The organism is Tsuneonella sp. HG222, assembly GCF_053819185.1.
This window is the reverse complement of sequence record NZ_JBSOQZ010000001.1, coordinates 1,416,847-1,443,102: the sequence shown is the minus strand read 5'-3', so window position 1 is coordinate 1,443,102 and position 26,256 is coordinate 1,416,847. Positions and strand designations below refer to the sequence as shown.

Annotated in this window: 25 protein-coding genes; 11 read left to right on the top strand and 14 right to left on the bottom strand. The window is 65.9% G+C overall.

The genetic code is table 11. The annotated features are described in order from the left end of the window. Positions 1-83 precede the first annotated feature (83 nt). On the top strand, positions 84-2,099 hold the full coding sequence (locus tag ACWPMZ_RS07240; RefSeq protein WP_455703334.1) for a M3 family metallopeptidase: 2,016 nt from the start codon (positions 84-86) through the stop codon (positions 2,097-2,099). A gap of 57 nt (positions 2,100-2,156) precedes the next feature. Here the strand turns inward: ACWPMZ_RS07240 and ACWPMZ_RS07235 are convergent, their stop codons facing one another. From ACWPMZ_RS07235 to radA, 7 genes are all read right to left on the bottom strand, one after another. Then, positions 2,157-3,698, bottom strand: a complete 1,542-nt coding sequence (locus tag ACWPMZ_RS07235; RefSeq protein WP_455703333.1) for an aminoacyl--tRNA ligase-related protein — start codon at positions 3,696-3,698, stop codon at positions 2,157-2,159. A 51-nt stretch (positions 3,699-3,749) separates the two neighbouring features. Next, entirely contained in the window at positions 3,750-4,301 is a 552-nt protein-coding gene (gene phaR / locus ACWPMZ_RS07230; RefSeq protein WP_455703332.1) for a polyhydroxyalkanoate synthesis repressor PhaR, read from the bottom strand. A gap of 75 nt (positions 4,302-4,376) precedes the next feature. Continuing rightward, positions 4,377-5,426 carry an alanine racemase gene (alr, locus tag ACWPMZ_RS07225; protein WP_455703331.1) on the bottom strand — a complete coding sequence of 350 codons (1,050 nt, stop codon included), beginning with the start codon at positions 5,424-5,426 and terminating at the stop codon, positions 4,377-4,379. After that, complete coding sequence (locus ACWPMZ_RS07220; RefSeq protein WP_455703330.1) at positions 5,423-7,039, bottom strand: MFS transporter; 1,617 nt, start codon at positions 7,037-7,039, stop codon at positions 5,423-5,425. Before ACWPMZ_RS07220 ends, alr begins: the two co-directional genes overlap by 4 nt. Before the next feature lie 31 nt (positions 7,040-7,070). Beyond that, positions 7,071-7,502 (bottom strand): iron-sulfur cluster assembly scaffold protein, encoded by a 432-nt coding sequence (locus ACWPMZ_RS07215; RefSeq protein ID WP_455703329.1) that lies wholly within the window; start codon positions 7,500-7,502, stop codon positions 7,071-7,073. Next, the gene (locus ACWPMZ_RS07210; RefSeq protein WP_455703328.1) at positions 7,502-8,032 is read right to left on the bottom strand and encodes a CvpA family protein; all 531 of its coding nucleotides are present in this window, start codon (positions 8,030-8,032) and stop codon (positions 7,502-7,504) included. The genes ACWPMZ_RS07215 and ACWPMZ_RS07210 overlap by 1 nt, the downstream gene beginning before the upstream one ends. 11 nt (positions 8,033-8,043) lie before the next feature. Further along, positions 8,044-9,411 carry a DNA repair protein RadA gene (gene radA, locus ACWPMZ_RS07205; protein WP_455703327.1) on the bottom strand — a complete coding sequence of 456 codons (1,368 nt, stop codon included), beginning with the start codon at positions 9,409-9,411 and terminating at the stop codon, positions 8,044-8,046. Positions 9,412-9,547: 136 nt separating this feature from the next. On the opposite strand from radA, the gene ACWPMZ_RS07200 reads away from it, so the two are divergent. Further along, on the top strand, positions 9,548-11,851 hold the full coding sequence (locus ACWPMZ_RS07200; protein WP_455703326.1) for a patatin-like protein: 2,304 nt from the start codon (positions 9,548-9,550) through the stop codon (positions 11,849-11,851). Here the strand turns inward: ACWPMZ_RS07200 and dnaJ are convergent. Together dnaJ and dnaK are read right to left on the bottom strand one after the other, a co-directional pair. Continuing rightward, positions 11,848-12,963, bottom strand: a complete 1,116-nt coding sequence (dnaJ, locus tag ACWPMZ_RS07195) for a molecular chaperone DnaJ (RefSeq protein WP_455703325.1) — start codon at positions 12,961-12,963, stop codon at positions 11,848-11,850. The genes ACWPMZ_RS07200 and dnaJ overlap by 4 nt on opposite strands. An 80-nt stretch (positions 12,964-13,043) precedes the next feature. Continuing rightward, a complete protein-coding gene (gene dnaK, locus ACWPMZ_RS07190; protein WP_455703324.1) occupies positions 13,044-14,969 on the bottom strand; it encodes a molecular chaperone DnaK in 1,926 nt (641 codons plus the stop codon). 174 nt (positions 14,970-15,143) lie between these two features. On the opposite strand from dnaK, the gene ACWPMZ_RS07185 reads away from it, so the two are divergent. From ACWPMZ_RS07185 to ACWPMZ_RS07175, 3 genes are all read left to right on the top strand, one after another. Next, the gene (locus ACWPMZ_RS07185) at positions 15,144-15,614 is read left to right on the top strand and encodes a copper chaperone PCu(A)C (RefSeq protein WP_455703323.1); all 471 of its coding nucleotides are present in this window, start codon (positions 15,144-15,146) and stop codon (positions 15,612-15,614) included. Between the two features lie 26 nt (positions 15,615-15,640). Continuing rightward, positions 15,641-16,108, top strand: a complete 468-nt coding sequence (locus ACWPMZ_RS07180) for a vgr related protein (RefSeq protein ID WP_455704179.1) — start codon at positions 15,641-15,643, stop codon at positions 16,106-16,108. 90 nt (positions 16,109-16,198) lie between these two features. Next, positions 16,199-17,362: an indoleamine 2,3-dioxygenase gene (locus tag ACWPMZ_RS07175; protein ID WP_455703322.1), complete on the top strand. Its 1,164-nt coding sequence runs from the start codon at positions 16,199-16,201 to the stop codon at positions 17,360-17,362. Between the two features lie 45 nt (positions 17,363-17,407). Here the strand turns inward: ACWPMZ_RS07175 and ACWPMZ_RS07170 are convergent, their stop codons facing one another. After that, positions 17,408-17,701, bottom strand: a complete 294-nt coding sequence (locus ACWPMZ_RS07170) for a hypothetical protein (protein ID WP_455703321.1) — start codon at positions 17,699-17,701, stop codon at positions 17,408-17,410. 124 nt (positions 17,702-17,825) lie between these two features. Between ACWPMZ_RS07170 and ACWPMZ_RS07165 the strand changes: the two genes are divergently transcribed. Then, entirely contained in the window at positions 17,826-18,515 is a 690-nt protein-coding gene (locus tag ACWPMZ_RS07165) for a cysteine hydrolase family protein (protein ID WP_455703320.1), read from the top strand. Here the strand turns inward: ACWPMZ_RS07165 and grpE are convergent. Together grpE and hrcA are read right to left on the bottom strand one after the other, a co-directional pair. Continuing rightward, positions 18,512-19,084 carry a nucleotide exchange factor GrpE gene (gene grpE, locus ACWPMZ_RS07160; protein WP_455703319.1) on the bottom strand — a complete coding sequence of 191 codons (573 nt, stop codon included), beginning with the start codon at positions 19,082-19,084 and terminating at the stop codon, positions 18,512-18,514. The two genes, ACWPMZ_RS07165 and grpE, sit on opposite strands and share 4 nt — an antisense overlap. 10 nt (positions 19,085-19,094) lie before the next feature. Continuing rightward, complete coding sequence (gene hrcA / locus ACWPMZ_RS07155; RefSeq protein WP_455703318.1) at positions 19,095-20,138, bottom strand: heat-inducible transcriptional repressor HrcA; 1,044 nt, start codon at positions 20,136-20,138, stop codon at positions 19,095-19,097. Between the two features lie 49 nt (positions 20,139-20,187). Here hrcA and rph point away from each other — a divergent pair, with 49 nt between their 5' ends. Beyond that, positions 20,188-20,904, top strand: a complete 717-nt coding sequence (gene rph / locus ACWPMZ_RS07150; RefSeq protein ID WP_455703317.1) for a ribonuclease PH — start codon at positions 20,188-20,190, stop codon at positions 20,902-20,904. Beyond that, entirely contained in the window at positions 20,901-21,536 is a 636-nt protein-coding gene (gene rdgB / locus ACWPMZ_RS07145; protein ID WP_455703316.1) for an RdgB/HAM1 family non-canonical purine NTP pyrophosphatase, read from the top strand. The genes rph and rdgB overlap by 4 nt, the downstream gene beginning before the upstream one ends. Here the strand turns inward: rdgB and ACWPMZ_RS07140 are convergent, their stop codons facing one another. Next, on the bottom strand, positions 21,537-22,082 hold the full coding sequence (locus ACWPMZ_RS07140) for a CAP domain-containing protein (RefSeq protein WP_455703315.1): 546 nt from the start codon (positions 22,080-22,082) through the stop codon (positions 21,537-21,539). 47 nt (positions 22,083-22,129) lie between these two features. On the opposite strand from ACWPMZ_RS07140, the gene hemW reads away from it, so the two are divergent. Continuing rightward, on the top strand, positions 22,130-23,281 hold the full coding sequence (hemW, locus tag ACWPMZ_RS07135; protein ID WP_455703314.1) for a radical SAM family heme chaperone HemW: 1,152 nt from the start codon (positions 22,130-22,132) through the stop codon (positions 23,279-23,281). Then, positions 23,278-24,174 carry a tyrosine recombinase XerC gene (locus ACWPMZ_RS07130; protein ID WP_455703313.1) on the top strand — a complete coding sequence of 299 codons (897 nt, stop codon included), beginning with the start codon at positions 23,278-23,280 and terminating at the stop codon, positions 24,172-24,174. The genes hemW and ACWPMZ_RS07130 overlap by 4 nt, the downstream gene beginning before the upstream one ends. 28 nt (positions 24,175-24,202) lie before the next feature. Here ACWPMZ_RS07130 and ACWPMZ_RS07125 read toward each other — a convergent pair whose 3' ends face one another. Continuing rightward, positions 24,203-24,826: a DedA family protein gene (locus ACWPMZ_RS07125; RefSeq protein WP_455703312.1), complete on the bottom strand. Its 624-nt coding sequence runs from the start codon at positions 24,824-24,826 to the stop codon at positions 24,203-24,205. Positions 24,827-25,022: 196 nt separating this feature from the next. On the opposite strand from ACWPMZ_RS07125, the gene ACWPMZ_RS07120 reads away from it, so the two are divergent. Then, complete coding sequence (locus ACWPMZ_RS07120) at positions 25,023-26,195, top strand: GAF domain-containing sensor histidine kinase (RefSeq protein ID WP_455703311.1); 1,173 nt, start codon at positions 25,023-25,025, stop codon at positions 26,193-26,195. The last annotated feature ends 61 nt before the right edge of the window (positions 26,196-26,256 follow it).

Genomic DNA, 26,256 nt, shown 5'->3' with positions numbered 1-26,256 from the left:
CCCCGTGCGCGGCGTTCATTGCCAGTGCAACTGCGCTCCGCTAACCGGTTTCACGAAAAACTTTCTCCGGAGATTTGTCTTACATGCGTCACCTGATCGGATCCGCCGCCATGCTCGCCACCGCCCTCAGCACACCTGCGGCTGCGCAAGGCTACGACGTAAACGCCTTTCTCGGCCCCATCCTGGCGAGCCCGAGCGCGGCCGAGATCACGGCCCGGTGCGACAAGGTGCTGGCGGAAAACAACCGCCTGATGACCCAGCTTGAGAGCGGCACGGGCGCCGCGAGCATCGACACCACGCTGCAGGCCTACGACGATATCAGCAACCTGCAGCAGAGCGCGCTGGGCGAATTCACGCTGTACCGCGAGGTCATGCTGGAGGCCGATCAGCGCTCCGCCGCCGGCGACTGCGAGGTCAAGCTCGCTGAGGCCGACGCCCGGCTGACCCTGTCGCGCCCGACCTACGACAAGCTCAAGGCCATCGCGCCGGGCAGCGCCGACGCCGCCACGCAGTATTACCTCAGCCGCGCGCTCGCCAAGTTCGAGCGCGAGGGCGTGTCGCTCGACGAGGCGAAGCGCGCGCAGGTGAAGGCGCTGAAGGACGAGATTGCGGCGATCGGCACCGAATTCGACCGCAACATCGCCGAGGACGCGACCCGGTTGAAGGTGCTGCCGTCCGAACTCGCGGGCCTGCCGCAGGACTTCCTCGACAAGCACCCGGTCGGTGGTGACGGGCTGATCGAACTGACGATGTCGGGCACCGACTACAGCCCGGTCATGACCTATGCCGACAGCCCCATCACGCGCGAGCGCATGGCGCGGTCATACCTTTCGCGGGCCTATCCCGAGAACGACGCGGTGCTGACCCGGCTGTTCACCAAGCGCCAGGAACTGGCCGAGCTGCTGGGGCGCCCCAACTTCGCCGCGCTGGTCCTCGAGGATCGCATGATCAACACCCCGCAGAAGGTCGAGACCCTGCTGGCCGACATGGCCGCCGCGGCCGGCCCTTCGGCGCAGAGCGACATGGCCGTGCTGCGTGCGATGCAGGCGCAATATCCGGCGCAGGCCGGCGGCGACGTGTCGATCTTCAACTCGGGCTGGCTGAGCCGCCAGGCCAAGCAGAAGTACTTCGATTACAACCCGCTCGAAGCGCGCGAGTACTTCCTCTACGACAACGTGCGCGACGGCATCCTCGCGCTGACCGAGGACCTGTTCAAGCTCGACATTCGCAAGTGGGACACCCCCACCTGGCACGAGGACGTCGAAGCTTACGAGGTTGTCGAAGGCGGCAAGGTCATCGGCCGGTTCTACTTCGACAACCACCCGCGGCAGGGCAAGTACACCCACGCCAACATGATCCCGCTGCGCGCAGGCCTGCAGGGCCGCTCCGTTCCGGTGGGCGCGCTGGTGCAGAACTTCCCCGAAGGCAAGATGGAGCACGGGCAGGTCGAAACCTTCCTGCACGAATTCGGCCACATGCTGCACGGGATCCTGGGCGGCCAGACGCACCGCTGGTTCGGCACCAGCGGAATCACCAACGAGTGGGATTTCGTCGAGGCGCCCTCGCAGGTGCTGGAGAACTGGGTCTACGACTACGACACGCTCTCGCAGTTCGCGAAGAACGAGAAGGGCGAGACGATCCCGCGCGACCTGGTCGAGAAGATGAATGCGGCGCGGTATTTCGGCCTCGGTCTGTCGGACATGCGCCAGCTCGGCCTGTCGAACATCTCGCTCAAGTTCCACGAGGGCGTACCGCAGGGCAACCTGGGCGACCTGACCCGCCAGTACGAAGGCAAGTTCGACCCGATGGGCTATCCGACTGGCACCCAGATGCAGGACGCCTTCGGTCACCTGAACGGCTATTCGGCGGCCTATTACACCTACCGCTGGTCGGTCGTGGTGGCCGACGACATGTTCACGCGCTTCGCCAAGGAGGGCCTGCGCAACCCGCAGACCGCCGCCGACTACCGCAACTTCATCCTGGCGCCTGGCGGATCGGGGCCGTCGGCCGCACTGGTGAAGCAGTTCCTGGGCCGCGACATCAGCCTCGATGCCTATCGCGAGAAGGTCGCCAAGGGGATGATCCTGGCGCCCAAGTAACCGAAGGTCGGGAACGCCGGTCCCGGGCCATCGTGGCTCGGGGCCGGCAGGCCGGGCTCAGTAGGCGCGGGCGACGTAGATCCGTTCGACCGCCGGCTCGCCGGTGAAGATGCAGGGGCCGTCGGCCGCAGCGGCATCGAGCGGAACGTTGCGGAAGGTCAGCTTGCGCGCCTTGAGCTGTTCGACGACCTTGTCCAGTTCCGCGCCCTCGGGCCGCGACCATTGGACCTCGGCCCATCCGGGGTAGCGCGCGTCCGCGCCGAACATGGCATCAAGCTGCGCGATCGTTTCGATCCCGCGCACGATATTGCTTTCCCGCCGGGCGTGCGCTTCGCCGTAGAGCGCCCGCTGGATGTCCCCAACGAGTCCGGCGGCGGTAGCGACGAATTCGTCACGCGCGGCGAAGTCGAAATTCGTCTTCGCGGCCTCGTTCCACAGCTTGTCGCGCCGGAGCACGGCGACCTTGCCGTTCTCCATGTCGCGCGGGCCCACTTCGACGATCAGCGGCGCGCCCTTGCGCACCCAATCCCACCGCTTCGCCGCGGCCTTGCCGGGCTTGGCGTCGAGCAGCACGCGCAGCGGCTCGCCGAAGGCGGTTTGCTGCAGCAATGCCGCACGCAGTCCTTCGCAATATTCGATGATGGCCGCGTCGCCGTCATCCTCGCGCAGCATCGGCAGGATGACGACCTGGAACGGCGCCAGCGTGGGCGGAACGCGCAGCCCGTCGTCGTCGCCATGGACCATGATCATCGCGCCGACCATGCGTGTCGAGACGCCCCAGCTGGTCGTGTGGCAGAGCTGCTGGCCGCCTTCCTTGTCCTGATAGCGGATGTTCGCCGCGTGCGCGAAACTGGTCCCCAGGTAATGACTGGTGCCGGCCTGCAGCGCCTTGCCGTCCTGCATCATCGCCTCGATCGACCAGGTGCCGACCGCGCCGGGGAAGCGCTCGTTGGCGGGCTTTTCACCGACGATCACGGGGATCGCCGCGTCCTCTTCCGCGAAGGCACGGTACATTTCGAGCGCGCGCAGCGTCTCGGCCATCGCATCCTCGCGCGTCGCGTGCGCGGTATGCCCTTCCTGCCAGAGGAACTCGCTGGTGCGCAGGAACATGCGCGTGCGCATTTCCCAGCGCACAACATTGGCCCACTGGTTGAGCATCAGCGGCAGATCGCGCCACGACTGGATCCAGCGGCTCATCGCGTCGCCGATGATCGTCTCGGACGTGGGGCGCACGATCAGCGGTTCTTCCAGCTTGGCCTCGGGATCGGGCATCAACCCGCCCTTGCCGTCGGAAATCAGGCGGTGGTGGGTGACGACCGCCATTTCCTTGGCGAAGCCTTCCACATGCTCGGCTTCGCGCACGAAATTGCCGAGCGGAATGAACAGCGGGAAATAGGCGTTCTGCACGCCGGCCGCCTTGATGCGCCGATCCATGAGCGCCTGCATCCGTTCCCAGATGCCGAAGCCCCACGGCTTGATGACCATGCAGCCGCGCACGCCCGATTCCTCGGCCATGTCGGCGGCGGAGACGACTTCCTGGTACCACTGCGCGAAATCGTCCTCGCGCTTGACGGACAAAGCGTGGCGAATGCCGGTCACTGAATTTTCCGATTCTGCTTCAAACTGCGGCAGGCACTGGCCTGCCCGCAGCTATTTGCCAAGCTCGTCGAGCTTCTTCTGCATGGCCGAGAGCTGGGTCTTCAGCTCGTCGATGTCGCCCGACCGCTGATCGGCAGGGGCATCCCCGGCCGGAGTCTTGGGGATGAAGGCGCTGGCGGCCGCCTTGAACATGGCCATGTTGGTCTCGGCCATCTTGGCGAAAGCTTGCGGGCCGATGCTGTCCTTCCAGGCGTGCTGCAGCTTTTCCTGGTTGGTGCGGAAATGCTCCATCGACGCTTCGAGATACTGCGGCATCATCGCCTGCATCGAATTGCCATACATAGAGATGAGCTGGCGCAGGAAGCTGATCGGCAGCATCTGCTCGCCGTTCGATTCCTCGTCCATGATGATCTGGGTCAGGATCTGGTGGGTGATGTCGCCGCCCGTCTTGGCGTCGAGCACAACAAAGTCCGTCCCATCACGCGTCATCTTCGCGAGGTCGTCTAGCGTGATGTAGGAAGAGCTTTTCGTGTTGTAGAGTCGCCGGTTGGCGTACTTCTTGACCACGACCCGGTCTTCGGATGCCTGCTGTGCGGATGCCACTTTTTCTGAGCCCTCGGGTACGAAACGACCGCGCGACATTTAGCACCTGCACAGTGTGCAGTGCAACATGACTCCTCAGAAATCTGTGAACGCGTATCGCGAGCCGATCGATGTCAGCAATTCGTACTGGGAAAGCCCCGTGATTTCCGCCGCTTGCGGCAGATCGTACATCAGGTCGAGCCAATCGCCTTCGCGAAGTTCGGGTGCCGCCGTGCAGTCTACGACGACCATATCCATCGACACCCGGCCGACGATCGGAAGCGTGCGATCGCCGTGCAGCAAAACGCCCTTGCCCGACCAACAGCGCAGGAAACCGTCGGCGTAACCGACGGACACCGTGGCGGCCCTTATCGGGCGGCTGGCGGTCCAGGTGGCGTTGTAGCCGACCCGGTCGCCCGGCTGGATATCGCGCAGTTGAATGATCGCCGCCTGCGGAAAGGCCACCTGCGAAACGAGGGATGCCAGCTCGCCGCGCGGAATGCCGCCGTAGAGGGCAAGCCCGGGTCGAGTGAGATCGTAGGCGAACGCCCTGCCCAGCGCGATGCCGGCGCTGTTGGCGATGCTGCGCGCGCGGTGCGGCACATGGGGTGCCAGTTCTTCGAACAGCGTGCGTTGCGCATCGTTTTGCGCGCTATCCTCGTCCGCCGAGGCGAGGTGCGACATCAGCGTCTGGACCTCCAGAGCGCGGATCGCCTCGTCGCCGATCTCGCCGGGGGACACCCCCAGGCGATTGATCCCGGTGTCGAGCATCAGGTCGCAGGCGTGGCGCCCGCCCCGGGTCCACAGCCGCGCCTGATGCAGGCTGTTGATGACCGGACGGACGCCCGTCGCGATCGCATAATCGACGTCGTCGGGGCTTAATGGACCATGCAACACGGCGACCTGCGCTGCGGGGACATGATGCAGCACAGCTTCGACTTCGCTCCAGTGCGCGACGTAGAACATCCTGCAGCCGGCATCGCGCAGCACGGGGACGACCCGTTCCGCGCCCAGACCATAACCGTCGGCCTTGACCGCGGCGCCCGCGGCCGCAGCCCCCGAGAGTCTGTCGAGCGCGGTCCAGTTATTCGCCAGCGCCGCGCGATCGAGGCGCAGCCGGAGCGTTCGCGAGGGGCGGCCGGTCATTCGTCGGCAAAATCGCGCGGTGGCCCGGACGGCAGCCCCCACCAGGCCACGACAACGCCGAACGCGACGACGGCCCAGGTGTACCACAGGCCCGAATAGGGGTTGCCTGTCGTCGCCACGATGTAACCTGCGATCAGCGGAAGGAAACCGCCGAGATAGCCCGCCCCGATATGATAGGGGATCGACATCGAGCTGTAGCGGATCTGCGGGGGGAACATCTCGGCCAGCAATGCCGCAACGGTGCCGTAAGTCAGGGCCGAGAGAACGCCCATGGCAACCAGCAACCCGATGATCCCGAGGATGTTGGCGACGGGCGGGGTCTGCCTGGCGAAATCGAAGCCCTTTGCCTCGAGAGCCGCCTGCACCGCCGCCTTGCGCCCGGCATCGTCGGCCAGGTCGATGGCCGGGCTTTCCTGCCCGATCGTCAGGAGCGGTTCGCCGGAAGGTTCGGCCACGTCGTAGCTCACGCCCAACGAGGTGAGGTCCGACAGGAGCCGGCCGCACGCCGTGGCCTGCTTGCTCGCGAACGGATCGTAGTCGCAGCCCGTTCCGCTGACGACAACCGGCTGCTCCGCCGAGGAACGGGCCAGCCCCGGATTGGCCAGCGAGCCCATGCCCCAGAAAATCGGAAAGAGCAGCAGCAGGGTCAGCAGGCTGCCGAGGATGATCGGCCGCTTGCGACCGATGGCATCGGACCATTTGCCGACGACCAGATAGAACCCCATCGCGATCAGGCCGGCGATCATCATGATCCATTCGACCAGGGTCTCGTCCATCCGCATCGGCCCGCGCAGGAACGACAGGCCGGAGAAGAACGCGGTATACCAGATCGTGGTCAGGATGCCGGTGACGCCGAACAGGGCGACGAAGATGCGCTTCTTGTTGCCGGGATAGGTGAAGCTTTCGACGAAAGGATTGCCGGCCATTTCGCCCGCCTCCTTCATCGCCTTGAACACCGGGCTTTCCGCCAGCTTGAGCCGCATCCAGAGCGAGATGCCCAGCAGTATCAGCGAGAGCAGGAACGGCACGCGCCACCCCCAGGCGGCAAAATCCTCGGGCGGAATGAGCGCCCGGCAGACCAGCACCACCGCGATCGACAGGACGAAACCGCCCACCACGCTCGCCTGGATGAAGCTGGTATAGAACCCCCGCTTCTCTGGCGGAGCATGCTCCGCCACGTAGATCGCCGCGCCGCCGTATTCGCCGCCGAGCGCCAGCCCCTGCAGGATGCGCAGGAAGATGACGATGGCAGGCGCAGCCAGCCCGATCGTCGCCGCGGTGGGGATCAGGCCGACGCCCGCCGTGGCGACGCCCATCAGGGTGACAGTGACGAGGAAGGTGTACTTGCGCCCCAGCTTGTCGCCCAGGTAGCCGAATAGGATGGCGCCCAGTGGACGGAAGCCGAAGCCCACCGCGAAGCCGGCCCAGACCAGCAGCAATTGCAGCGTCTCGTTGTCGGAGGGGAAGAAAGCGGCCCCGATCAATGCGGCAAGCGTGCCGTAGATGAAAAAGTCGTACCACTCGAAGATCGTGCCGGCCGAACTCGCGGCGATCACCAGCCTGATGTCGCTCGCGCTCGGTTCGTGGGCTGTCGTCAGCGCTGTCGTGGCCATGTCGAATTCGATCCCCTCTGCGGGGAGGGATTTAGCTGGCGGGCGCCGCGCTGGAAAGGGCGTCGCGCGCGGCATTCCACGGCAGCAGAATAGCGCCATGGCGCGCGGGGAAATCGCGCGCCGGGATCAGCGGCGCGAAGCCGGGCCAATCGGGAAGATCACCCTCCCCTGCGAGCCAAGATCCGATTGCGCCGTGGGCCGCCTCGATCTCGCCCGCATCGTGCCCGGGCGCGGCCGCAGCGAAGATCGCCGCCGCGGCCTGCCCCACGGCACACGCCCTGACCCGCATCCCCAGCTTTTCGATTGCCCCAGAGCCATCGAGGCCAAGATCGATGTCGAGCGTGCTGCCGCAACTCTTCGACCGTGCCGAGCCGTGCAGCGGAAGAGCGGGATCGGGCGGCACGTCACCCAACGTCACCGCCAGCGCGAGCAGCTCGGGCGTGTAGAGTCGGTCGGCGGCCATCAGGGCAGTTCGCCGATTTCGCTCTCGCTCTCGCGCAGCCGTTCGCGGCGTTGCTGGATGATCTCGACCATCGCTTCGGACGCGGCGTTGACGAAGGGATAGGTCCGCGCTTCCTTGATCCAGTCGGGCCGGCCCTTGGGCCCCCAGATCGTGTCGTAACCGAGTACGACCAGCGAGAAGGCGATGACGACGACGATCACGCCCTTGACCGCGCCGAACCCGAACCCGAGCACCCGGTCGATCGGGCCCACCAGCGAGTTGCGCGACCGCTTGCCGAAGTTGGAGGCGATCACCTTCATCGCGCCGTACGGAACCACTAGCAGGATCGCGAAGGCGAGGATGGCTGCGGTGGTCGGCGACTCCACGTAGCCCAGCAGCAAGGCCGAGAGATCGGTATGCAGGAACCTGATCGCCACGATCGCCAGGACCCAGGCAAGGAGGGCGAGTATTTCCTGGATGAAGCCGCGGGTGAATCCGCCAACGGCCGCGACACCCACGATCACCATGACGATAATGTCGAAACCGGTCATCACGGGCGGATTTAGGGTGCGGCCATTATCCGGTCAACGAGCTTGGGCAAACGGCCGACCCCGGCATAGCGGAGCCCCACAGGACTCTCGCCAGCATCGTCGGGCCCGAACGCGCTGTCGAAACCCAGCTTGGCCGCTTCGCGCAGGCGCAGTCCGGAATGGGCGACAGGGCGCACTTCCCCGGCCAGCGACACCTCGCCGAACCACGTGCTGCGCAGCGGCAGCGGCTTGTCGGCCAGCGCAGAAACGAGCGCGGCGGCGACAGCCAGATCGGCGGCGGGATCGGACAGGCGGTAACCGCCCGAGACGTTGAGGTAGACCTCGGCCGATGAGAAATTCAGCCCGCAGCGCGATTCCAGAACGGCCAGCAGCATTGCCAGGCGACCCGTATCCCAGCCCACCACGGCCCGCCGGGGCGTCGCGCCCGATTGCAGGCGCACGATCAGTGCCTGAACCTCGACCAGAACCGGACGCGTCCCCTCGAGCGCAGGGAAGACCGCGCTGCCGGCAATCGGCTCTTCGCGGCCGGTCAGGAACAGGCTGGAGGGATTGGGCACCTCTTCCAGGCCCTGCCCCGCCATCGCAAAGACGCCGATCTCGTCGACCGCGCCGAAGCGATTCTTGAGCGAGCGCAGGATCCGGTACTGGTGGCTTCGCTCGCCCTCGAAGCTCATGACCACATCGACCATGTGCTCCAGCACGCGGGGACCGGCGATGGTTCCGTCCTTGGTCACGTGCCCGACCAGCACCAGCGCGGTGCCCGTCTCCTTGGCGAAGCGGATCAGTTCGAACGCGCAGCCGCGGACCTGGCTGACCGATCCCGGCGCACCTTCGATCGTATCCGAATGCATGGTCTGGATCGAATCGATCACCAGCAACGCAGGCGGATCACCGCGGCCCAGCGTGGTGAGGATGTCGCGCACCGAAGTTGCCGAGGCGAGCCGGATCGGCGCGCGCGCATGGCCGAGCCGCTCGGCGCGCAGCCGCACCTGACCGGCCGCTTCCTCGCCGCTGACATAGACGACATCGGCGCCCGCGCTCGCCAATTTGGCCGATGCCTGCAACAGCAAGGTCGACTTGCCGATGCCCGGATCCCCGCCCATGAGGATCGCCGCGCCCGGGACCAGCCCGCCGCCCAGGGCACGGTCGAATTCGGGCAGACCCGTGCTGCGCCGGACGAGCTTTTCGCCCGGCGCATCGAGCGTGACGAACTCGATCGCCCGCCCGCCGCTCGACAGGTCGTGCTTCATCGAAAAGACCGTGGCCGGCGTATCCTCGACCAGGGTGTTCCACTCGGCGCAATCTGGGCATTGGCCCTGCCAGCGATGCGACACGCCGCCGCAGGCCTGGCAGACATAACGGCGCTTGGTCTTGGACATCGCCCGAGCTTATGCGGAACAAAGTCGGAACACAAGAGGCGACTACCGGGCTGTACCAAGCGGAAGGACGCATCGAACTCTTTGCAACCGGCCACGGCCCGTTGCCATGCGCCTTCGGCGGCTGCAAGGTTCCGCCATGCGGCAAAAGGAACTGCGCATCGCGCTCATTTGCTACGGTGGGATCAGTCTTGCCGTTTACATGCATGGCGTGACCAAGGAGATCTGGAAGCTCGCGCGGGCGAGCCGCTCGGCCCATGCCGGTGCCAGCGCCGACGGGGTTGAAGGCGTTTACCTGGACCTGTTGCAAAGCATCGAAAGCGGCGCCGACCTGCGGCTTCGCGTCTTGCCCGACATCCTCACCGGGGCCAGCGCCGGAGGCATCAACGCGGTGTTCCTCGCCCAGGCGATCCATTCCGGCCAGAGCCTCGATCCTCTGACCGACCTGTGGCTGAAGAATGCCGACGTCGAAGCCCTGCTCGATCCCGATGCCCGTCCGGGCTGGCGCTTCGCCAAGTTCTGGGCCCAACCCATTGCCTGGTGGCTCCTGCGACGGCCGGGCAACGTGGTTTCCGAAACCGTCTCGCCCGAAACGCGCGCCGAGGTGCGCAGCAAGGTGTCGCGCCTGATCCGCAGCCGGTGGTTCGAGCCGCCCTTCTCCGGTCTCGGCTTCTCGCACCTGATCCACGACGCACTGCTGGCGATGGCGGCAGGCGAGCCGGGACCTCCGCTGCTGCCGCCGGGCCACCCGCTGGACCTGCTCGTCACCACAACCGATTTCAGGGGCTTTCTCGAACCGCTCCACCTGCACAGCCCGCCGCTGGTGGAGGAAAGCGAGCACCGGTTGCAGATCGCCTTCCGGGCGCGGACGCCGGCGCTCGGCAAGGAGAACCTCGCCGACCCGCTGGAGCTGACCTTCGCCGCGCGCGCCACCGCCAGTTTTCCCGGCGCCTTTCCGCCATTGCAGGTGGGCGAAATCGATGCGCTGGCCGCAAGCGGCGGCGTGGAATGGCCGGGGCGGCGCGATTTCCTGGAACGGATCATGCCGGTACACCTGCACAAGGGCGCCGAAGAACAGGTCGCGCTGATCGACGGGTCGGTCCTGGTCAATGCCCCGTTCGCGGGGGCCATGGCCGCTCTGCCCGCCAGGCCGGCGCAGCGCGAGGTGGACCGGCGGTTCGTGTACATCGATCCGCGGCCCGACCGCTTCGGCACGCTGGAGCATCGCATCGACCGGCCGGTCGGGTTCTTCGGGGCGATCTTCGGCTCACTGTCCACCATCCCCCGCGAGCAGCCGATCCGCGATAACCTAGAAGCGATCGAACACCTGACCCGCGAGGCCGAGCGGACGCGGCAAATCGTGACCGCGCTGCGCCCGCAGGTGGAGACCGAAGTCGAGAAGCTGTTCGGCCTCACGCTGTTCCTCGATCGGCCGACGACCGCCCGGCTCGCCGGATGGCGCAGCAAGGCGCAACAGGCGGCGGCGGAGCGGGCGGGATACACCTTCCACTCCTACGCCCAAGCGAAATTGATCGGCATCGTCGAGCGGCTGGCCGGCACGATCTTCGAAGCCACACCGCAGCTCGGACTGCCCAATGCCGAGCCGATCGTCGAGGTCCTGCGCGCGGAATTGGACCGGCGCGGTCTTAGCCGGCTTGCGGCAACCGGCGGCGGGGCTACGCCCGATGCGATCACGTTCCTTCGCACCCATGACCTGACGTTCCGTGTGCGCCGCCTGCGGCTTATCGCGCGCCGCCTTTCGCGCGAGTGGGAGGCCGACCCGACCATTCCCGAGGCGGCACTCGACGATGCGCGCGAGTCGATCTACGCCATTCTAGCGCTCTATTTCGCGCGCGACGGCGCTGCGGCGCTGGGCGACGATTTCCCGAAGATCGCGGCGCGCATCTTCGAAGATCCGGGCCGGGTGCTCGACACGATCGCAACACGGCGCGACCTGCTGGAAGCGGACCGCGAGGCCGAGGAGTTGCTGTCGCAGGCGCTCACTGCGATGCCCAAGGCGCTGCGACGGCGCACGCTGCTCGCCTATCTGGGCTTCCCGTTTTACGACGTCGCAACCCTGCCGCTGATGCGCAACGAAGGGTTGACCGAGTTCGAGGGGATCAAGGTCGACCGCATCAGCCCCGACGATGCCCCATCGATCCGTCCCGGTGGAACCCGGGCGACGCTGCGCGGAACGGAGTTCTACAATTTCGGGGCGTTTTTCAGCCGGGCATACCGCGAGAACGACTACCTTTGGGGCCGCCTGCACGGCGCCGAACGGATGATCGATCTCGTCTGCTCGAGCTCCCCCAAAACGGTGAGCGACGATGCATGCGACAGCTTCAAGCGCGCAGCATTCCGCGCCATCCTGAACGAAGAGCGCGAGCGCCTGACCTGCGATCCCGAACTGATCTCAAGGATCGAGCGGGAAATCGGCGGCTAGCCGCTCAGCGCGCCTTTCAGCTTATCGAAGAATCCGCGGCTTTCGGGGCATTCCTCGCCCGTCTCGGTTTCCTGAAGTTCGCGCAGGATTTCCTTCTGCCGGGCGGTCAGCTTGGTCGGTGTCTCGACTTTGACCTCGACGACCAGATCGCCGCGACCCCGCCCCTGCAGGACCGGCATTCCGGCGCCGCGCTTGCGCAGTTGCTTGCCCGACTGGATACCGGCGGGAATGTCGATCGTGCTCGTCTCGCCGTCCAGCCCGGGGATTTCCAGCGAGCCACCCAGGGCGGCGGTGGTAAAACTGATCGGGGCGCGGGTGAACAGGATGGTTCCCTCCCGCTCGAACACCGGGTGCGGCTTGACGTGAACGAAGATGTACAGGTCGCCCGCTGGTGAGCCCTGCGGCCCCGCTTCGCCCCTGCCGGCGAGCCGGATCCGGGTACCGGTATCGACCCCTGGAGGAACCTCGACGGTCAGCCGCTGGCGCTTGTCCACGCGGCCCTCGCCGCCGCACGAGCGACAGGGGTTCTCGATTACCTGGCCCGAGCCGTGGCAATTGTGGCACGGCTTCTCGATCACGAAGAAGCCCTGCTGCGCGCGGATCTTGCCATGCCCGCGGCACAGGTTGCACACGCGCTTGTCGGTTCCGGGCTCGGCGCCGCTGCCGTGGCAGGGCTCGCAAGCCACCGAAACCTCGACCTCGATCTCGGTGTTCTTGCCATGGAAGGCTTCTTCCAGGGTGACGTGCATGTCGTAGCGCAGGTCGGCGCCGCGGCGCGGACGCTGGCGGGCGCCGCCGCCGAATGCACTGCCGAAGATGGTCTCGAAGATATCGCCGATATCCCCGAAGTCGCCGCCAGGGTGCCCGCCGCCCGGGCCGCCGTTCTGAAACGCGGCGTGGCCATAGCGGTCATAGGCGGCCCGCTTCTGCGGATCCTTGAGGATTTCGTAGGCGGCGCTCACCGCCTTGAACTTGTCCTCGTTCTCCTTGCAGCCGGCGTTGCGATCCGGGTGGTGCTGCATGGCGAGCTTGCGGTACGCCGACTTGATCGTCGCGTCGTCCGCGGTCCGCTCGACCCCGAGAATTTCGTAGAAATCGATTTCCATCGACATGAGATAAGACCCCCGTCCCGAAAACCTAGCCGCCGCCGGAGCGAAATGCACCGGCGGCGGCTGCGGTTTTCATCAGGACATCAGCCCTTGTTGTCTTCGTCGACTTCGGAGAACTCGGCGTCGACGACATCCTCGTCGGCACCCGAGCCGCCGGCAGCTTCGCCCGCAGGAGCATCGGCCGCGGAGGCCTGTTCCTGCTGGTAGATCTGCTGGCCCATCTTCATGGCGAGATCGGTCAGCGCCTGGCTCTTTGCCTTGATCGCTTCCACTTCGCCGCCTTCGATGGCTGTCTTGGTTTCGGCAATCGCGGCCTCGACCTCACCCTTGAGCGAAGCATCGATCTTGTCGCCATGCTCCTCGAGCTGCTTCTCGGTCGCATGGACGAGGCTGTCGGCGTTGTTCTTCGCCTCGGCCCCTTCGCGCCGCTTCTTGTCCTCGTCGGCGAACTTCTCGGCATCCTGGACCATCTGCTCGATGTCGGAGTCCGACAGACCGCCAGAGGCCTGAATGCGGATCTGCTGCTCCTTGCCGGTGCCCTTGTCCTTGGCGCTGACGTTGACGATGCCGTTGGCGTCGATGTCGAAGGTGACCTCGATCTGCGGCACGCCGCGCGGCGCACTGGGGATGCCGACCAGGTCGAACTGGCCGAGCAGCTTGTTGTCCGCCGCCATCTCGCGCTCGCCCTGGAACACGCGGATCGTGACCGCCTGCTGGTTGTCCTCGGCAGTCGAATAGACCTGGCTCTTCTTGGTCGGGATCGTGGTGTTGCGGTCGATCATGCGGGTGAACACGCCGCCCAGCGTCTCGATGCCGAGCGAGAGCGGAGTCACGTCGAGCAGCAGCACGTCCTTGACGTCGCCCTGCAGCACGCCCGCCTGGATCGCGGCCCCCATGGCCACGACCTCGTCCGGGTTCACACCGGTGTGCGGTTCCTTGCCGAAGAACTCCTTCACGACTTCGCGCACCCTGGGCATGCGGGTCATGCCGCCGACGAGGACGACCTCGTCGATGTCGCCGGCCTTCATGCCCGCATCCTCGAGCGCCTTCTTCATCGGCGCCTTGGTGCGTTCGATCAGGTTGCCGACCATCTTCTCAAGATCGGCACGCGTGACGGTCTCCACCAGGTGCAGCGGCGTGGTGTTGCCACCCTCCATGCGCGCGGTGATGAACGGCAGGTTCACCTCGGTCGTCGTGGTGCTCGACAGCTCGATCTTGGCCTTCTCGGCAGCTTCCTTGAGACGCTGGAGCGCGAGCTTGTCGCTGCGCAGGTCCATGTTCTCCTTGGTCTTGAACCGGTCGGCCAGCCATTCGACCAGGGCGGTGTCGAAATCCTCGCCGCCCAGGAACGTGTCGCCGTTAGTGCTCTTCACCTCGAACACGCCGTCGCCGATCTCGAGGATCGAGACGTCGAACGTTCCGCCACCGAGGTCGTAGACCGCGATCGTCTTGCCGTCCGTCTTGTCGAGGCCATAGGCCAGCGCCGCCGCGGTCGGCTCGTTGATGATGCGCAGCACTTCGAGACCGGCGATCTGGCCGGCGTCCTTGGTCGCCTGGCGCTGCGCGTCGTTGAAGTAGGCGGGAACCGTGATCACGGCCTGCGTGACGGTCTCGCCGAGATAGCTTTCGGCGGTTTCCTTCATCTTCTGCAGGATGAAGGCGGAAATCTGGCTGGGCGAATAATCCTCACCACCGGCCTTGACCCACGCGTCGCCGTTCTTGCCCTTCACGATGGTGTAGGGGACGAGCTCGGTGTCCTTCTTGGTGATGGGATCGTCGAACCGGCGGCCGATCAGGCGCTTCACGGCGAAGACGGTGTTGTCGCTGTTGGTGACCGCCTGGCGCTTTGCCGGCTGGCCGATCAGTCGCTCGCCATCCTTGGCGAAGGCGACGATCGAGGGCGTGGTCCGCGCCCCTTCGGAATTCTCGATGACCTTGGGCTTGCCCCCGTCCATCACGGCCACGCACGAGTTGGTGGTGCCCAGGTCGATACCGATTACTTTGGCCATAGGTTTCCCCAGTTCCTTCTTGCAGTTGGACGCCGCGCCTTCGGTCCCCCGTCCCGGCAAGACCACTCGGCGGCTCTTGATGGCGGCGATATAGGTGCGGTTTTCCTTGGCACAAGGGATGCGGCGGCCTAGAAAATGCGCCTTCAGCGACAAGTTGAAACGGGAGGGAATCACGTGAAATCATTGAAGTTGGCCGGCATTGTCCTGGCTTTCGCGACACTCGGACTGGCTGCTTGCGGGGAAGAGCCCGCACCGGTCGAAAAAGCCGATGCGCGGGCAATGGAAGGCGTGTCGATCAGCGACGCGCGGCTCGTCCTCCCGGCCGTCGCGGGCAACCCTGCCGCGGTCTACTTCACCGCCAAGAACGACAGCGACGCCGACACAGCGATCCGGTCGGTCAGCGTGGCCGGCGCCAAGAGCGCGGCGCTGCACACGACGGCGGATGGCGAGATGGTCGACATGATGCTGGCCCAGCTTCCCAAAGGCGAGGAGCTGAAGTTCGAACCCGGCGGCCACCACGTCATGGCGATGGAACTCGATCCCACGCTCGCGGCGGGCGGCACCGCCGAGGTCACGCTGCACTTTTCCAACGGAAAGAAGGCCAACTTCCCGGCCCAGATCCGCGCCGCGGGCGAAGACCGCTGAGCGAAGGCGGCGCACTCTCCTGCCCCATTGGGGGAGAGCGCCGCCTTTCCGAAGGCGAAGTCGCGCTGGCGCAAAGCGTCTTCGGCAGCGCGATCGACTATTCCAAGGTTACCATCAGGCGCCGCAAGTTCTTCCCGTTCCAGCCCAGGCGTGTGACGATGGCGCCGCGCGGACACCTGCATTTCCATCCCCTCAGCGAGGGATACTGCGACGATTTCGCGCAGGTCTCGCTCATCCGGCAGGGCCTTTTCATCCACGAGATGACGCACGTTTGGCAGACCCAGACGCTGGGCGAATGGTACCTGCTGCTGAACCGGCATCCGTTTTCGCGCTACGACTACAGCCTCCGCCCAGGTTGGTCGCTGGAGAAATACGGCATCGAGCAGCAGGCGGAGATCGTGCGCCATGCCTTCCTCCTGCGCAACGGGATGAAGCTCGCAGGCGTGTGCGACGCTTCGGCCTACGATCTTCTGGTGCGGTTCCCGGGTACCTAGCCCTAGCCGGCCTTGTCGGCGATCGTTTCAATTGATACCAGCTTGTCATCGACCGGGCGGCCCAACCCGCGCCCGGCCTATGAGCAACCCATGGAGCTTTCCGACTACGGAATGTCGCGCGAGCGCGGCTACCTTTCGCATTACGAGATCGACGAGATCGCCCTCCCCTCCCGCTTCGACGGAGTGCGGCAGGCGGCAGGCCAGCTTTCAGCCCTGCTGACGAGCGGGCGCGTGCGGCACTGGCTCGCCCAGCTGGCCGACCCCGCACTGGAGGACTGGGCGCGCGAGGCACCTATCGAGGAAGTGCGCACCGCGATGGTGCACTACAGCTTCCTGGTCCAAGCCTACGTCTGGGGGGAGCCGACCGCGCCCGCACATCTGCCGGCCAACCTCGCCCGGCCGATGGTCGCCGTGGCCGACCGGCTGGGCCAGGCCCCGCTCCTGCCGTACTCGGGCTATGTCCTCGACAACTGGTATCGGCTCGACAAGGCAGGGCCGATCGACCTGAGCAACATCGGCATGTTCCAGAACTTCCTCGGCGGCGACGACGAGAACTGGTTCGTGCTGGTCCACGTCGCGATCGAGGCCGAGGCAGGCGTCCTGCTCGACAACGCCGCGAAGCTGGTGGCAGTTGCGCGGCAGGGCGATGCCGCACAAGCCGAGCGTCTGCTGGGCGAGATGGACGCCGCGTGGGAGCGGATCTACGGCCACTTCGCCCGCATGCCCGAGCGCTGCGACCCGTACATATATTTCCACCGGGTGCGCCCCTACATCCACGGCTGGGCGAACAATCCGGCGCTGGGCGAAGGGCTGGTCTACGAAGGGGTCGACCGCTTCGAGGGCCGGCCACAGGCCTATCGCGGACAGACCGGGAGTCAGTCGAGCATCGTTCCCGCGATGGATGCGCTATTCCAGGTCGGACACAGCGACGATCCGCTGAAGGCATTCCTCACCGAACTGCACCAGTATCGCCCCGTCGAACATCGCCGCTTTATCGAGGATTTGGCGGCCCAATCGACCCTGCGCGACTTCGTGACGGCAAGCGGCTCCCCCGCCCTGCGCGATGCCTTCAACCGGTGCGTCGAACAGGTCGCCCGGTTTCGCACGCGCCATCTCGAATATGCGGCGAGCTACATCAACAAGCAGGCCGGTTCGATCCCCGGGAACGATCCCGATGTCGGCACCGGCGGCACGCCCTTCATGAAATACCTGAAAAAGCACCGCGACGAGAACCGCGCGCAAATCCTCGCCTAGATCGGGAAAAGGCCGCCGATGGGCGGCCCTTCCTCCGGTACCGGATCAATAACGTGGGTCGGCCGGATATCCGCGGGTGCCGAAGCAGTCGTCATCGAGATAGCCGTCGCGGCCGTACCCGTCGCACCCGTCGTTCTTGTCGACGAAATAGCCGGCCAGCCCGCCTGCCGCGGCGCCCGCCAAGGCAAACGTCCTGATGTCGCCGCCCGTGACCGCGGCGATGCCGGCGCCCACCGCAGCGCCGCCCAGTGCGCCCTCGGCAGCGTAATTCTGGGCGCAGGCGTTTAGCGTGAGAGCCGATCCGAGCAGGGCCGGGGCGAGAAATATCCTGGTGTTCATAATTTGCTCCGTTTCTCCCTGTCGGCACGATTACGGGTCGCAACCCCATCAGGTTCCGAAGATTGGCAACGGGTTTGCCCGGACGTGCGATTGAGGCGATAAACCACGCAAGGGAGATCTTTTCATGCCTCACGCCGTCGATCACCATGCCATTCTTGACAGCTATGCCGCCGGACGCGGAGGCCCCAGGCACATCTGGGATCGTATCGACCCGTCCCGAACGGCCCACCTCGTGGTCGATATGCAGAATGGCTTCATGGAACCCGGAGCCCCGGTAGAGGTGCCCGAGGCGCGCAATATCGTCGAGGAGGTCAATCGCTTAAGCCGGGCGACGCGCGCGGCCGGCGGGCACAACGTGTTCCTGCGTTTCACCACTCCGGAGGATGGCCCGATGGCGTGGCCGATCTTCGCCGAGCGCATGGGAGAGGGCATCCGCGGCCATCGCGCCGCTTTTACTCCCGGCTCGCATTATTGGGAGCTGTGGCCCACTCTCGACGTATCGCCCGACGATGCGACCATCGAGAAGCACCGCTTCAGCGGCTTTACCGCCGGCACCAGCGAACTTGACGCTCATCTGAAGGCGCGAGGGATCGATACGTTGATCATCTCCGGCACACTCACCAATTGCTGCTGCGAAAGCACCGCGCGTGACGCGATGCAGCTCAACTACAAGGTGCTCTTTGCCGTCGATGCATGCGCCGCGCTGACCGACGCGGCCCATGCCGCGACCCTCGACAGCATGGCGCTGATCTTCGCTGACCTGCGCACCGTGGGCGAGCTGGAAACGATGCTCGCCACCGCTGGCGCGGATTAGTCCGGCTTTTTGGCCACGCCCACCATCGCCGGGCGAAGCAGGCGGTCGCGGATCATCCAGCCGCTCTGCATTTCGGTGACGACCGTGCCCGGCTCCTGATCGCTGGGCACCTCGATCATCGCCTGGTGCTGGTTGGGGTCGAGCGGCAGACCCATCGCCGCGATGCGACTGATGCCGTGCTGGGCGAAGACCTTCTCGACCTCGCGTTGGGTCGCTTCGACGCCGGTGACGAGGCCCTTGAGCCGCGGATCGTCGTGCAGGTCGGCCGGGATCGCCTCGACCGCGCGCACGAGGTTGTCGTAAACCGAAAGAATGTCCCGTGCGAAGCCGGTCGCGGCGTAGGCGCGCGCATCCGCCACGTCCTTCTCCGCCCGGCGGCGCACGTTTTGCGCTTCGGCCTTTGCGTAAAGAACGTCCTGCTTCGCCGCCTCGAGGTCGGACTTGAGCTGCGCGATGGCGTCGCCGTCCGCCGACGCTTCCTCGAGCATGTCCTTGTCGATCAGATCCTCGGGCACGCCCTGCAATTCCGCTTCGACCGCGGCATCGCGCGGCTTTTCGTTCTCGATCATTTTGGTCCTGTTATCCGATCAGCCTGCCCAGCGAATGGGCCGTGAAATCCACCATGGGTACAACCCGGGCATAATTCAACCGAGTCGGCCCGATTACGCCCAGCACGCCGATCACCCTGCCGTCGCGGTCGCGATAGGGCGAAGCGATGACCGACGAACCCGACAACGCGAAGAGCCGGTTCTCGCTCCCGATGAATATTCGCGCAGAATCCGCCTCGCGTGCGGTGTCCAGCACTTCGGCGATGGCCTGCTTGTTCTCAAGATCCTCTATCAGGGAGCGCACGCGCTCGATGTCGCCGATGGCGGCCACATCGACCAGATTGGCCTGCCCACGCACGATCAAAATCGGCCGCCGGGCCGCATCCTCGCTCCACACGGCCAGCCCGCGTTCGACGAGATCGCGCCCGGCCTCGTCGAGCTGGCTACGGCCCGAGGCTATGTCGCTGCGCACTTGTGCCGCCGCCTCCGCCAGGGTCCGCCCGGCGAACCGCGCGGTGAGATAGTTGCCCGCCTGCTCCAACGCGGACGGTGAGATCGCCGCTCCGACGTCGAGCACACGGTTCTCCACCTGCCCGTCCTCGCCCACGAGGATCGCCAGCGCTCTGCCGTGCGACAAGGGCATGAGGCTGACCTGGGCGAGGCGCGGCTCACGGGGCGGCACCATGACCATGCCGGCGGCGCCGGATATGTCGGACAGGACCGAACTCACCTGCTCGAGCGCCGCCTCTATCGGCCCAGGCGCGGCGATGCGCCGTTCGATGGCGGCGCGCTCCTCTGCGCTCGGCTCCGCGACCTGCATCATTCCGTCGACGAACAGGCGCAGGCCCGACTCGGTCGGCATGCGCCCGGCGCTGGTATGCGGCGCGGCGAGCAATCCGAGCGTTTCCAGTTCGGCGAGTACCGAACGGATGGAAGCAGGCGAAAGGTTGAGCCCCCCTTCCCCGGCAAGCGTCTTCGAACCCACGGGCTGGCCGCTGGCGAGATACCCTTCGACCACGAGACGGAAAATCTCGCGCGTCCGGTTATTCAGTTCCTTGAGTGGCGGTCCCGACATGACAGCGCCCTATCTAGCCGCTAGGCGGGCCCACGAAAAGGAGACACCAATGCGTCCATCCGGCCGCGCGCCTGACGAAATGCGCGCCATTGCCATCGAAACCGGCTTCACCAAGCATGCCGAAGGCTCGTGCCTCGTCAGCTTCGGGGATACCCGGGTCCTCGTCACCGCTAGCGTCGAGGAGCGGTTGCCGCCATGGCTCAGGGGCAAGGGTCAGGGCTGGGTCACGGCCGAATACTCGATGCTGCCGCGGGCCACGCACACGCGCGGGCAGCGGGAAGCTGCCAAGGGCAAGCAGAGCGGCCGGACGCAGGAAATCCAGCGGCTTATCGGTCGCTCCTTGCGCGCCGTGTGCGATATGGAAAAGCTGGGCGAACGGCAGATCACGCTCGATTGCGACGTGCTTCAGGCCGATGGCGGGACTCGCACTGCCGCAATCTCGGGCGCCTGGGTCGCGCTGCGGCTCGCCGTCGACAAGCTGATGGCCGAAGGCAAGCTGGCGGAGGATCCGCTGACGGCAAAGGTGGCCGCGGTATCCTGCGGCATTCACCAGGGCACGCCGGTGCTCGACCTCGATTACATCGAGGATTCGCATGCCGATGCCGACGCCAACTTCGTGCTGATCGAAGGCGGGCAGATCGCCGAGGCGCAGGCGACCGCCGAAGGTGCGACCTACGACGAGGAAGGCCTGCTGCGCCTCCTGCGGCTCGCCCGTCTCGGCTGCGACAGGATCTTCGCGGCGCAAGCGGAGGCGGTGCGCAAGTGACCCGCCGGATCGGCTCCGGCAGGCTGGTCATCGCGACACACAATGCCGGGAAGCTGAAGGAGATCGGCGCCTTGCTGGCGCCCTATGGCGTCGACTGCATTTCGGCCGGGTCGCTCGGCCTGCCCGAGCCGGCCGAGACCGGCCGCACGTTCGTCGACAACGCGTTGATCAAGGCACGCGCGGCGGCGGAAGCGTCGGGCATGGTGGCCCTGGCCGACGACAGCGGGCTGTCGGTTGAAGCGCTGGACGGGCGGCCCGGCGTCTACACTGCCGACTGGGCGGAGCGGCAGTGGTTCGAAGGCGATCCGGGCCGCGACTGGTACATGGCGATGGGCAAGGTCGAAGGGATGCTCCAGGCGATCGGACCCGATGTGGCGCGAGGTGCCTGGTTCTCCTGCGTGCTCGCCCTTGCCTGGCCAGACGGCGAGCATGCGATTTACGAAGGGCGGGTCGACGGAACGTTGACCTGGCCTCCAAGGGGCGAGATGGGTTTCGGCTACGATCCGGTGTTCGTGCCCTTGGGCCGCGAGCAGACCTTCGCCGAGTTGGACCCTGCAGAAAAGCACCGCATCAGCCACCGCGCCGACGCGTTCGCCAAACTGGTGGCCGAGCAGTTCGGCGCCGGCACCTGATCAGTTTATGCTGACGCCCACGGTGTTGCCGGCGGGCCAGTAACGACAGACCAGGACGTCGTTGACGCGCCCCTTGGCCACGGCGCAGCCCACCTCCTGCGTCTCGGGCCAGATGATCTGGGTATAATGCGCCACATCCTGCCACCGCCCGGAACTCGAGTTCTGCGGGAAGGGGCCGGGCTTGTAGTAGCGGCGTTCGTTGAGGAAGGTGTCGATCATCTGGTCGGCATCGTAGTATCCGGCGCTGCCCATCCACAGGTTCTCGCCCGCGCCCGCGCGCGTCGTGTAGTCGGCGTGCTCGAAGCGGTTTTCGCGGGCGAGGCGCTCGGCCCAGGTCTGCGCCTGCTGGGCCAGCCTCTGGCTCCAGCGCAGGCGATCGGCGCCCTTGCGATCCCGCTCGAGATTGTGGCGCGCCAGCAGCCGCCATGCGAAATCGCCTGAAGGTTGCGCCTCAAACTGCGGCAGTCGCAGGCGAATTTCCTGCGCTCCGGCAGCGCAGCCCAGCCCCAGCGCCACAACGGCGACGATCAGCGAACCCGTCCTCACGTCGGCGAACTTGACTTTGTGCGGTTAACACCGGCTGAAAAGACAGCGTGGCGCGCGCGTTATACATACACTGGCCCTTCTGCCTGGCGAAGTGCCCGTACTGCGACTTTAACTCCCACGTGCGTGAAGGGATCGACGCGGCGCAGTGGCGTTCGGCGTTGCTCGCCGACATGCGGCACGAAGCACAGACGACTGCGCATGAAGCGCTCGATTCGGTGTTCTTCGGCGGTGGAACGCCCTCGCTGATGCCTCCCTCGCTCGTATCCGACCTCCTCCACGATGCTGAGCGGCTCTGGGGGTTCGGGCCTGGGATCGAGATCACGCTGGAGGCCAATCCCTCATCCGTCGAAGCCGCCAAGTTCCGCGATCTGGCTAGCGCCGGGGTCAACCGCGTGTCGCTGGGGCTGCAGGCGCTCGACGACGCGACCTTGCGCTTCCTGGGCCGGCTGCACGGCGCCGCGGAGGGGCTTGCGGCGCTGGAGACGGCACAGGCGCATTTCGGCCGGGTCAGCTTCGACCTGATCTATGCGCGGCCGGGCCAGACCGTGCAGCAGTGGCAAGCCGAGCTGCAACGGGCGCTGAACCTTGGGACCGGCCACCTGTCGCTCTACCAGCTGACCATCGAACCCGGCACGCGCTTCGCGACCGACGTGCGGCAGGGGGCGTTCACGCCGCTCGAAGACGATCCTGCAGCCGATCTCTTCGCCCTGACCCGCGAGATGACCGCCGCTGCAGGCCTGCCGGCCTACGAGGTGAGCAATCACGCGCGCCCGGGCGAGGAAAGCCGCCACAACCTGACCTACTGGCGTTATCAGGACTATGCCGGGATCGGCCCGGGTGCGCACGGGCGGCGCGGCGGCCTGGCCACGCTGCGCCACAAGAAGCCGGAGAACTGGCTCTCCGCGGTCGCGGCAAGCGGACACGGGCTGAAGGAGGAGCGGCCTCTGGGCCTGCGCGAGCAGGCGAGCGAGACGCTGCTGATGGGCCTCAGGCTGGCCGAAGGGCTGGACCTTGCCGCGCTTTCCCGCCGGTTCGGCATCCCCGGACAGGACCTCGTCGATCACGACCGGCTGGCGCTCTACCGTGACCTGGGCCTGGTCGAGCGCGACGGCGATCGCATTACCGTCACGCCGCAAGGGATGCCGGTTCTCGACGCGCTGCTCGGCGAACTGGTGCCCGCCGCGCTGGTCGCGGCGTGAGCGGAGCGGACTTGCTCGAGGCATGGGGCGCGCATCTGGCGCAAGGTCGCCGCCGCTCACCCCACACAGTGCGGGCCTATCTCGCCGCCGCCGCGCGCCTGGTCGACAGCTTGGCTGCCGAAAGCTGGCCGGAGATCGCCACACTCGATGCCGCGGGCTTGCGCCGCCAGCTCGCGGCGCGCCGCGCGGATGGCCTGGGCAACGTTTCCACCGCGCGCGAGCTGTCCGCGCTCAAGGGTTTCGTCGCCTTCGCGCGCGAACAGGCGGGCCACGCCGACACGGCGCCACCCCGTCTGCGCGGACCCAGGATCAAGAAGGGACTGCCCCGCCCGGTCACGCCCGACGAGGCAGCCAACCTGGCGGAAGGGGTCCATACCCTGGCTACCGAGGACTGGATCGGCGCGCGCGACCGGGCGGTGCTGCTGCTGATGTACGGCAGTGGGCTGCGGATCGCCGAGGCGCTCTCGCTGACCGGCGGGAATCTGCCGCTGGGCGAGACGCTGCTGGTCACCGGCAAGGGCGGCAAGCAGCGCGTGGTTCCTGTCCTGCCGGTGGTGCGCGAGGCGGTGGCCGACTATGCGCGGCGCTGCCCCTGGCCGATGGACAAGGGCGATCCGCTGTTTCGCGGCGCCAAGGGCGGCCCGCTCGGCCAGGGGATGGTGCAGAAGGCCATGGCCCGGGCGCGTATCGCGCTGGGCCTGCCGGAAACCGCGACGCCCCATGCGCTGCGCCACAGCTTTGCCACCCACCTGCTTGGCGCCGGGGCCGACTTAAGGAGCCTGCAGGAACTGCTTGGCCATGCCAGCTTGGGCTCCACGCAAATCTACACCAAGGTCGATGCCGCGATCCTGCTGGAAACCTACCGCGCCGCCCATCCCCGCGAACGCGATTAGAATTTGCCGGTCGGCTGACCGCGCGGCGTTATTCGGCGGCCTCGGCCTCCCTCTCGTGGCGGGGTTTCCAGGTCAGCACGCGGTAGGCGTAGAACAGCGCCAGGATGGCCACGAAACCCAGCACGATCCAGCTTGCCCAGCCTTCGTATTGGTCGATCAACGGCGCCAACCGGCGACCTCCCTCGATCAGGATCGCGTTCCAGATCGCCGCGCCGACGAAGGTGAAGATCAGGAATTTCCACACGTTCATATGTGCCAGCCCGGCCGGCAGAGAGATGATCGTGCGCAGGAACGGCGAGAAGCGCAGCGCGAACACCACCCACTGGCCATGCCGGCGGAAGAAGCGGCTGGCACGTTCGATGTCTTCCCAGTCGAGGGTCAGCCAGCGGCCATGGCGGGCGACGAAGGGCGCCAGCCGCTTGTAACCCCAACGGTCGCCGACCCAGAACCAGGCATAATTGCCGGCGGTCGACCCAACCGTCCCCGCCAACAGCAGCCACCAGAAGTCCATGCTCCCGCGCGCGACGAGGATCCCGCCGATACCCATGATGACTTCTGACGGAATCGGCGGGACGATGTTCTCCAGCGCCATCAGCAGAAAGATGCCGATGTAGCCGCCCTTGGCGATAAACTCGATGATCAGATCGTGCATTGCGGGGTAACGGCCGGGATGGGGCTTTTATCCCTTGGGGATGCAATGGTGCGGGAACCGGGTGGTGAAAGGCGGACGTCCCCTAACCAGCCATTGCGATGATCGAGGCATTGTTCGATATTTCAGGCAAATGCGCATCCCCAACGGTTCGACTTTCACGCATGACTCGGCGCGACGCACGATCTAACAAGGACTTATGGATCGGAATCTGGCCAGCGATGTGAGTACGGTCGGCGCGATCGATGTCGTCCCGTCAATCCTGGAAGTCATCTGCCGGACAACGGGAATGGGCTATGCTGCGGTAGCTCGCGTCACCGAAGATCGCTGGATCGCCTGCGCCGTGCGCGACGAGATCGGCTTCGGGCTTGAAGCAGGTGGCGAACTCCAGATCGAAACAACGATCTGCAACGAGATCCGCGCGCATGGGGAGCCGGTTCTTATCGACGACGTCGATCACGACCCCCATTATCGCGATCACCACACGCCGGAAATATACGGCCTGAAAAGCTATATTTCGGTTCCAATCATCCTGTCCGACGACAGCTTCTTCGGTACGCTATGTGCGATTTCCCCCCAGCCTGCCCAGGTGAGCAGGCCCGAGATCGGGGCGATGTTCAAGCTGTTTGCCCAGATGATCGGGTACCATATCGAAGCCAGCCAGTCGCTCGTCGAAAGCAAGTCCGCGCTCCTTACCGAAAAGGAAGCATCGGCCCTGCGAGAACAGTTTATCGCCGTGCTGGGCCATGACCTGCGCAATCCTCTTGCCGGAATACAGGGCGGGATGCGGCTGCTTGAACGCGAAAACCTGAGCGACAGAGGCAAGAACGTTCTCGAAATGGTCAATTCGACCGTGAGCCGGATGGCCGGCCTTATCGATAACGTCATGGACTTCGCCCGCGGGCGGCTTGGCGGCGGCATCCTCCTCAATCCCTCGCATCAGCGGATCGATACCACGGTGAAGCAGGTCGCGGACGAATTGCGCGCGAGCTATCCCGATCGGGAAATCGTCGTCGATCTCAGGCTCGAAACGGAAGTGCGCGGCGACCATAGCCGGCTCGGGCAATTGTTTTCCAACTTGCTGGGCAACGCACTCATGCATGGCGATCCGTTCGCTCCTGTCCGGGCCGTTCTCGACCGGGACGGCGATCACCTGACATTCGAGACGATCAATGTCGGCGAGCCGATCCCCGCCGAGGCGATGGAAAACCTTTTCTCACCCTTCGAGCGGGGCGGAGGCCGGTCGAGCCTTCAGGGTCTGGGGCTCGGCCTCTATATCTCTTCGCAGATCGCGCAGGCGCATCAGGGTAATCTGACTGCGAAATCCGAAGGGCGGGAAACGACCTTCACATTCCGGATGCCCATCGGCTGACCGGATATCTTCCCGAGCATCGGCCATCGAGATCGCCCGTGCCGGAAAGTATGCCTCTCGT